4 protein-coding genes are annotated in these 7,227 nt (G+C 64.8%); all 4 read left to right on the forward strand.

Annotated features, from left to right (window positions below; translation table 11 throughout):
* Positions 1–201: 201 nt before the first annotated feature.
* The 4 genes from betI to AC4FAH_RS02065 all read left to right on the forward strand — a co-directional run bounded on the left by betI (position 202) and on the right by AC4FAH_RS02065 (position 7,226).
* Positions 202–858 (forward strand): transcriptional regulator BetI, encoded by a 657-nt coding sequence (gene betI / locus AC4FAH_RS02050; RefSeq protein ID WP_043335913.1) that lies wholly within the window; start codon positions 202–204, stop codon positions 856–858.
* Positions 851–2,332, forward strand: coding sequence for a betaine-aldehyde dehydrogenase (gene betB / locus AC4FAH_RS02055; RefSeq protein ID WP_043335915.1), 1,482 nt, complete (start codon positions 851–853; stop codon positions 2,330–2,332). Before betI ends, betB begins: the two co-directional genes overlap by 8 nt.
* 348 nt (positions 2,333–2,680) lie before the next feature.
* Positions 2,681–4,396: a choline dehydrogenase gene (gene betA, locus AC4FAH_RS02060; RefSeq protein ID WP_490245596.1), complete on the forward strand. Its 1,716-nt coding sequence runs from the start codon at positions 2,681–2,683 to the stop codon at positions 4,394–4,396.
* A 361-nt stretch (positions 4,397–4,757) separates the two neighbouring features.
* Positions 4,758–7,226: an acyl-CoA dehydrogenase gene (locus AC4FAH_RS02065; protein WP_288989499.1), complete on the forward strand. Its 2,469-nt coding sequence runs from the start codon at positions 4,758–4,760 to the stop codon at positions 7,224–7,226.
* Position 7,227: the final 1 nt, after the last annotated feature.

Here is a 7,227-nt window from a genome sequence, read left to right on the forward strand (position 1 = left end):
CCCTGACCGCCCCCTGACCGCCCCACCTTGCCTCAACTTGACGCATCGGGAACCAGCCTCTACACTTTTTGTTAATTGAACGTTCAATAAAAACTCTGCGCACGACAGCATGGTGCAGCGCTCGCGGCAAACCGGTGATGATCCAGTACCATGGCCACACCAAGTGTCACACCGACCCGATATACGAAAAGGACTCCGTTGATGCCCAAAGTGGGAATGGAACCTATCCGCCGCCGCCAGTTGATCCAGGCCACCATGCAAGCCATCGATGAGGCAGGACTCGCCGACGCGACCGTGGCCCGCATCGCCCGTCACGCAGGTGTTTCCACCGGCATCATCAGCCACTATTTCGGCGGCAAGGATGGCTTGATGGAAGCCACCATGCGCCAGATTCTCACTGACCTGCGCAGCGCCGTCAGTGAGCGTCGCGCCGCACTGGCCGACGATGACGTCCGCAGCCATCTGCGCGCGGTGATCGACGGCAACTTTGACCGCAGCCAGGTCAGTCAGAGCGTCTCCAAGACCTGGTTGGCCTTCTGGGCCTCCAGCATGCACCGCATTCCGCTGGAACGCCTGCAGCGAGTCAACGACAGGCGGCTGATCTCCAATCTGTGTGCCCTGTTCCGCCGCTGCATGCCGCTGAACGAGGCACGTGATGCCGCGGCCGGACTGGCCGCCTTGATCGACGGCCTGTGGTTGCGCGGTACGCTGGACCCGACCGGCCTCGATGTCGAGCGCGCACGCCGCCTCGCCTATGAATATGTCGACTACCAGCTGACACGTCACATGGCAGCATCCCTGAACGCGACAGACTCCCCCACTTCCCCTGAACCCAGTAAGGAGCGCACGCATGGCTAACGGCAACGCAAGCTTCCCGACCCAGACCCTCTACATCGGTGGCCGTCGGGTCGAGGCTACCTCCGGCGAGACCTTCGAGACCGTCAACCCGGCCACCGGCGAAGTCATCGCCGAGATCCAGCAGGCCAGCGGTGCCGACGTCGATACCGCCGTCGAAAGCGCCCTGCAGGGTCAGAAGGTGTGGGCCGCGATGACCGGCATGGAGCGTTCACGCATCCTGCGTCGCGCCGTGGACCTGCTGCGCGAGCGCAACGACGAACTGGCGCTGCTCGAGACTCTCGACACCGGCAAGCCGCTGTCCGAGACCGAAGCGGTCGACATCGTCACCGGTGCCGATGCACTCGAGTACTACGCGGGCCTCGCGCCGGCCATCGAAGGCAGCCAGATGCCGCTGCGTCAGGAAGCCTTCGTCTATACCCGCAAGGAGCCGCTGGGCGTCATCGGCGCCATCGGTGCCTGGAACTACCCGATCCAGATCGCCTGCTGGAAGTCTGCCCCGGCCCTCGCCGCCGGCAACGCCATGGTCTTCAAGCCCAGCGAAGTCACTCCGCTGAGCGCACTGAAGCTGGCCGAGATCTTCACCGAAGCCGGCCTGCCGGACGGCGTGTTCAACGTCGTGCAGGGCGATGCACGCGTCGGCGTGATGCTCACCGAGCACCCGGATATCGCCAAGATCTCCTTCACCGGGGAAGCCGGCACCGGCAAGAAAGTCATGTCCGCGTCCGCCTCTTCCAGCCTCAAGGAAGTCACCATGGAGCTGGGCGGCAAGTCCCCGCTGCTGGTGTTCGCCGACTCCGATCTCGACCGTGCCGCCGACGGCGCCATGATGGCCAACTTCTACAGCTCCGGTCAGGTGTGCACCAACGGCACCCGCGTGTTCGTCGAAGCCAGCGTCAAGGACGCCTTCGAAGCCAAGATCGTCGAGCGCGTCGCGCGCATCAAGGCCGGCGACCCGCAGGACCGCGCCACCACCTTCGGACCGCTGGTCAGCTTCGAGCACCTGGACAAGGTCGTCTCCTATCTGGAGATCGCCAAGCAGGACGGCGCACGTCTGCTGGTCGGCGGCGAGCGCATGAGCGAAGGCGACTTCGCCAAGGGCGCCTGGGTCGCACCGACCGTCTACACCGACTGCAGCGATGACATGCGCATCGTGCAGGAAGAGATCTTCGGTCCGGTGATGTCCATCCTGTCCTTCGACAGTGAAGAGGAAGTCATCCGTCGCGCCAACGACACCACCTATGGCCTGGCGGCTGGCCTGTTCACCGAGAGCCTGAACCGCGCGCATCGCGTGATTCACCAGCTCGAAGCCGGCATCTGCTGGGTCAACACCTGGGGCGAGTCGCCGTCCGAAATGCCGGTCGGCGGCTACAAGCAGTCCGGTATCGGTCGCGAGAACGGTGTCGAGACGCTGTCTCACTACACCCAGACCAAGTCCGTGCTGATCGAGATGGGCCCGTTCGAGTCCGCCTTCTGAGCCATCACTGGCCGCAAGGCCTGATGACAGCAGCACCCTCTGGCGCCAGAGGCTGAAGTACCGGCCCTCAAGCACCGGGCCTAAGCAAAACGAAGCGCCAGATGCCCCACCTGCCGGCATGTCGAACACTCGCCATGCCGGCTGCACGCCGCGTCGCTCGCCAGCGCCGCGCGCAGTGCCCGAATCCCGATGAGTCGTTGAGCCCCCGATGGCAGCTTGCTGTCATGCGGTGCCCCGACGATTCACCACAGACAAGCAAACGTATCCAGCAGCCCGGCAGTGGCCACTCCCCGTCGTGAACGGGGCGTCATGTGCCCGCATGTGGCACCCGATACGAGAGGACCTTCCATGAGCCAATTCGAGCGTGAATACGATTACGTCATCATCGGCGCCGGCAGCGCCGGCAACGTGCTGACCACCCGCCTGAGCGAAGACGCCGACGTCAGCGTGCTGTTGCTGGAAGCCGGTGGCCGCGACCACCGCTTCGACTTCCGCACCCAGATGCCCGCCGCGCTGGCGTACCCGCTGCAGGGTCAGCGCTACAACTGGGACTTCAAGACCGATCCCGAGCCGCACATGAACAACCGTCGCATGGAATGTGGCCGCGGCAAGGGCCTGGGCGGCTCCTCGTTGATCAACGGCATGTGCTACATCCGCGGCAATGCGCTGGATTACGACAACTGGGCCAAGGACCCCATCCTGGCCGACTGGAACTATCGTGAGTGCCTGCCCTACTTCCGCAAGTGCGAGACGCGCGATATCGGCCCGAATGACTACCATGGCGGCGACGGCCCGGTGTCGGTCACCACGCCCAAGCAGGGCAACAACGAGCTCTATCATGCCTTCATCGCGGCAGGCATCGAGGCGGGCTACCCGGCCACCGAAGACGTCAACGGCTACCAGCAGGAAGGCTTCGGCCCGATGGACCGCTTCGTGACCAGGGAAGGCCGTCGCGCCTCCACCGCACGCGGCTATCTGGATACCGCCAAGAAGCGCTCCAACGTGACCATCGAGACGCGTGCCACCACCGACGTCATCCTGTTTGAAGGCAAGACGGCGGTCGGCGTGAAGTACGAGCGCAAGGGCCAGGACCACCGCGTGCGTGCGCGCAAGGAAGTGCTGCTGTGCGCCGGCGCCATCGCCTCGCCGCAGATCCTGCAGCGCTCCGGCGTCGGCAACCGTGAACATCTCGAGCCGCTGGGCGTGAAGATGGTCCACCACCTGCCGGGCGTGGGCGAGAACCTGCAGGATCACCTCGAGCTCTACATCCAATACGAGTGCACCCAGCCGATCTCACTGTATCCGTCCCTCAAGTGGTACAACCAGCCGCCCATCGGTCTGGAATGGATGCTCAAGGGCACCGGTGTCGGTGCCAGCAACCAGTTCGAGGCCGCCGGCTTCATTCGCAGCGATGACAACGAAGCCTGGCCGAACCTGCAGTATCACTTCCTGCCGATCGCGATCAGCTACAACGGCAAGAGCGCAGTGCAGGGCCACGGCTTCCAGGCGCACGTCGGGTCGATGCGCTCCCAGAGCAAGGGCCGCGTACGCCTGACCTCACTCGACCCCAAGGCCGCGCCGTCGATCTTCTTCAACTACATGGCCGAGGAGCGTGACTGGGAAGAGTTCCGCGCCGCCATCCGCCTGACCCGCGAGATCATCGCCCAGCCCGCGCTGGACCCCTACCGCGGCCGCGAGCTGGCACCGGGTGCCCAGGCGCAGACCGACGCCGAGCTCGACGAGTACGTGCGCAACCACGCCGAGACCGCCTACCACCCGTGTGGCAGCTGCCGCATGGGCAGTGACGAGACTTCAGTGGTCGATGGTGCCGGTCGCGTACATGGCCTCGACAACCTGCGCGTCGTCGATGCCTCGCTGTTCCCGGTCATCCCGACCGGCAACCTGAATGCGCCGACGATCATGCTGGCCGAGAAGATGGCCGACAAGATTCGTGGCCGCGCGCCGCTGCCGCCCTCCGACGCCGATTACTTCGTGATCGAACCCGGCACGCCGGCCAAGAAGCCCGCCAAGCGCAAGATCGACTCTGCTCCGATCAATGGCTGAGCACTGATCAATGACTGAGCACTGATCAACGCCAGAGCCCGTGCGAGTCAACGCCTGCGACAGGTAGTCTGACCTCACGCACGCAAGCGCTATCGATCGCCCAAGGCCCCGCATTGCGGGGCCTTTTTCATGCCTGTCAGACAGCTTTCACTCATCCCGGTCTGGCGCTCGCCGACTGCCTCGCCCGGGCGACTGCCCTTTTCGAGAATGAATCCGCACACCTTAGACCTTGGACGTACTGCAGGGTCGGGCAACATGGGATACGCTGAAGAGAATTCAAACAACTGTTCTAAACGCATGGCTGCTACGCTGTAGAAACGCCATGCAAAGACACCATCCCTCGCCACCCGGAGATCCTGCCATGACGCAGCTCATCCTCATCCTTGTCGCCGTTGCCGGTCTGTTGGCCGTCATGGCACGCGAAGCCGGGGCCCTCGCGGCCATCGGCGTTCTCGCAATCATCGGTATCGTCGGTCTGGCGGTCGACGCGCCGGTACTGGGTTGCCTGCTGCTGATCGGCGCGGCGCTGGTCGCGGTGTGTGGCCTGCCGGCCCTGCGCAGCAAGTGGCTCAGCCCGCGTCTGTTCGCGATGTTCAAGAAGGTCTCCCCCAAGGTCTCGGACACCGAGAAGGTGGCGCTGGAAGCCGGCACCGTGTTCTGGGACGCCGAGCTCTTTTCCGGCAAGCCGCAGTGGGACACCCTGACCGCACAGCGCAACGACGGCATCTCCAGTGAAGAGCAGGCCTTCATCGATGATCAATGCTCTGTCGCCTGCGGCATGACCAACAGCTGGGAGATCGCGCGTGAGCGTGCCGATCTGCCCGAAGCGCTGTGGGAATACCTCAAGCGCGAGAAGTTCTTCGGCATGATCATTCCCAAGGAATATGGCGGCCTGGGCTTCTCGGCCAAGGCGCAGTCGCTGGTGCTGCAGAAGCTGGCGGTCAACGAGACGCTGATGGTCACCGTCGGCGTGCCCAACTCCCTCGGCCCGGGCGAGCTGCTGCTCAAGTACGGCAGCGAAGAACAGAAGAACCATTACCTGCCGCGTCTGGCCGATGGCCGCGAGATTCCGTGTTTCGGCCTGACCGGCCCGCGTGCCGGCAGTGACGCGACCTCCATCCCGGACACCGGCATCGTGTGTCGCGGCATGCATGATGGCGAGGAAGTCGTCGGCATTCGCCTGAACTTCGAGAAGCGCTGGATCACCCTGGCGCCGGTCGCCACCGTGGTCGGCCTGGCCTTCCGCATGTTCGACCCCGAACACCTGCTGGGCGACGTGGAAGACATCGGCATCACCTGCGCCCTGATTCCGCGTGACACCGACGGCATGGACATCGGCCGTCGTCACCACCCGATCGGCGCGCCGTTCATGAATGGCCCGATCTTCGGCAAGGACGTCTTCATCCCGCTCAGCTACCTGATCGGTGGCGAGCAGATGGCCGGCCAGGGCTGGAAGATGCTGGTCGAATGTCTGTCGGTGGGTCGCTGCATCACCCTGCCGTCCGGCTCCGCGGGCATCTCGCGCTACGCACTGGGCTGGAGCGCCGGCTTTGCGCGCATCCGTCGTCAGTTCAATCTGCCGGTGGCCGAGATGGAAGGCGTGCAGGAGCCGCTGGCCCGCATGGCCGCGATGAACTACATCAGCCAGGCGTCGGTGCTGCACACCGCCAACATGATCGACAACGGCCACAAGCCGGCGGTGCCCTCCGCCATCCTCAAGAGCCAGCTGACCGAGATGGCCCGCTCGCTGCTGGCCGACGGCATGGACATCCACGGCGGACGCGGCGTGACGCTTGGCCCGCGCAACTACATCGGCGTGGCCTACGCCGGCACTCCGGTCTCGATCACGGTGGAAGGCGCCAACATCATGACCCGCAACCTGATGATCTTCGGTCAGGGCGCGATCCGCTGCCATCCTTACGTGCTGGAAGAGCTGGCCGCCAAGGACGCCGATGACCTGAACGCCTTCGACAAGGCCTTCTTCCGCCATGCCGGCCTGATCTTCGGCAACGCGGCACGCGCCTTCACCCAGAGCTTCGGCATCGGCGGCAAGGCCACTGGCTTCGACGCCGTCGCCACGCCCTATGCCAGCCACATCAACCGCTTCAGCGCCGCCTTCTCGCTGTCCGCCGATGCGGCCATGGCAAGCCTTGGCTCCAGCCTCAAGGCGCGCGAGATGCTGTCGGCACGCCTGGGCGACGTGCTCTCCAACCTCTACCTGGCGTCACTGACGCTCAAGCAGTGGCACGAATCCGAGGCCTGCGAACACGAAGAGGCGCTGTTCCACTACAGCATGCAATGGCTGCTGCACCGCGCGGAAAAGGCACTGGATGAGCTGTTCGCCAACCTGCCCAACCGTGCGCTGGGCACTGCCCTGCGCGTGATCGCCCTGCCGCGTGGCCGTCAGTTCGCCATGCCCAGGGACAGCCTGACCCGCGAGATCGCCCGTGCCGTCTCCACCGACACTGCACTGCGTGCCAAGCTGACCGACAACACCTGGGATGCCCAGGACGAAGGCCAGCAGGACAACGCCCTCGCCCGCTACAACGCGCTGCTCAAGGACTATCCGCGCGCCGAGCCGATCTACAAGGCGCTGGCCAAGGCCTACCACAAGGGCGAGATTCCGGCCGATGCACTGTCACCGGAAGCGCGCATCGAAGCGGCGGTCGAGGCAGGCATCCTGTCCGCCGAGGATGGCGACTTCATGCGCGTCTTCGAAGCCGAGGTACTCGACATGCTGACCGTCGACCACTTCGAATTCGACGCCTTCGTGCGCAAGCCGATGGCGAGTGACGGCACCGCCTCCAACCCGCAGCAGGACGCCGCCTGAT

Source organism: Cobetia sp., from assembly GCF_983723665.1.

Coding starts and splice junctions, on each gene's coding strand:
- betA (WP_490245596.1), top strand. CDS start 2,681: ATGAGCCAATTCGAGCGTGAATACGATTACGTCATCATCGGCGCCGGC.
- betB (WP_043335915.1), top strand. CDS start 851: ATGGCTAACGGCAACGCAAGCTTCCCGACCCAGACCCTCTACATCGGT.
- betI (WP_043335913.1), top strand. CDS start 202: ATGCCCAAAGTGGGAATGGAACCTATCCGCCGCCGCCAGTTGATCCAG.
- AC4FAH_RS02065 (WP_288989499.1), top strand. CDS start 4,758: ATGACGCAGCTCATCCTCATCCTTGTCGCCGTTGCCGGTCTGTTGGCC.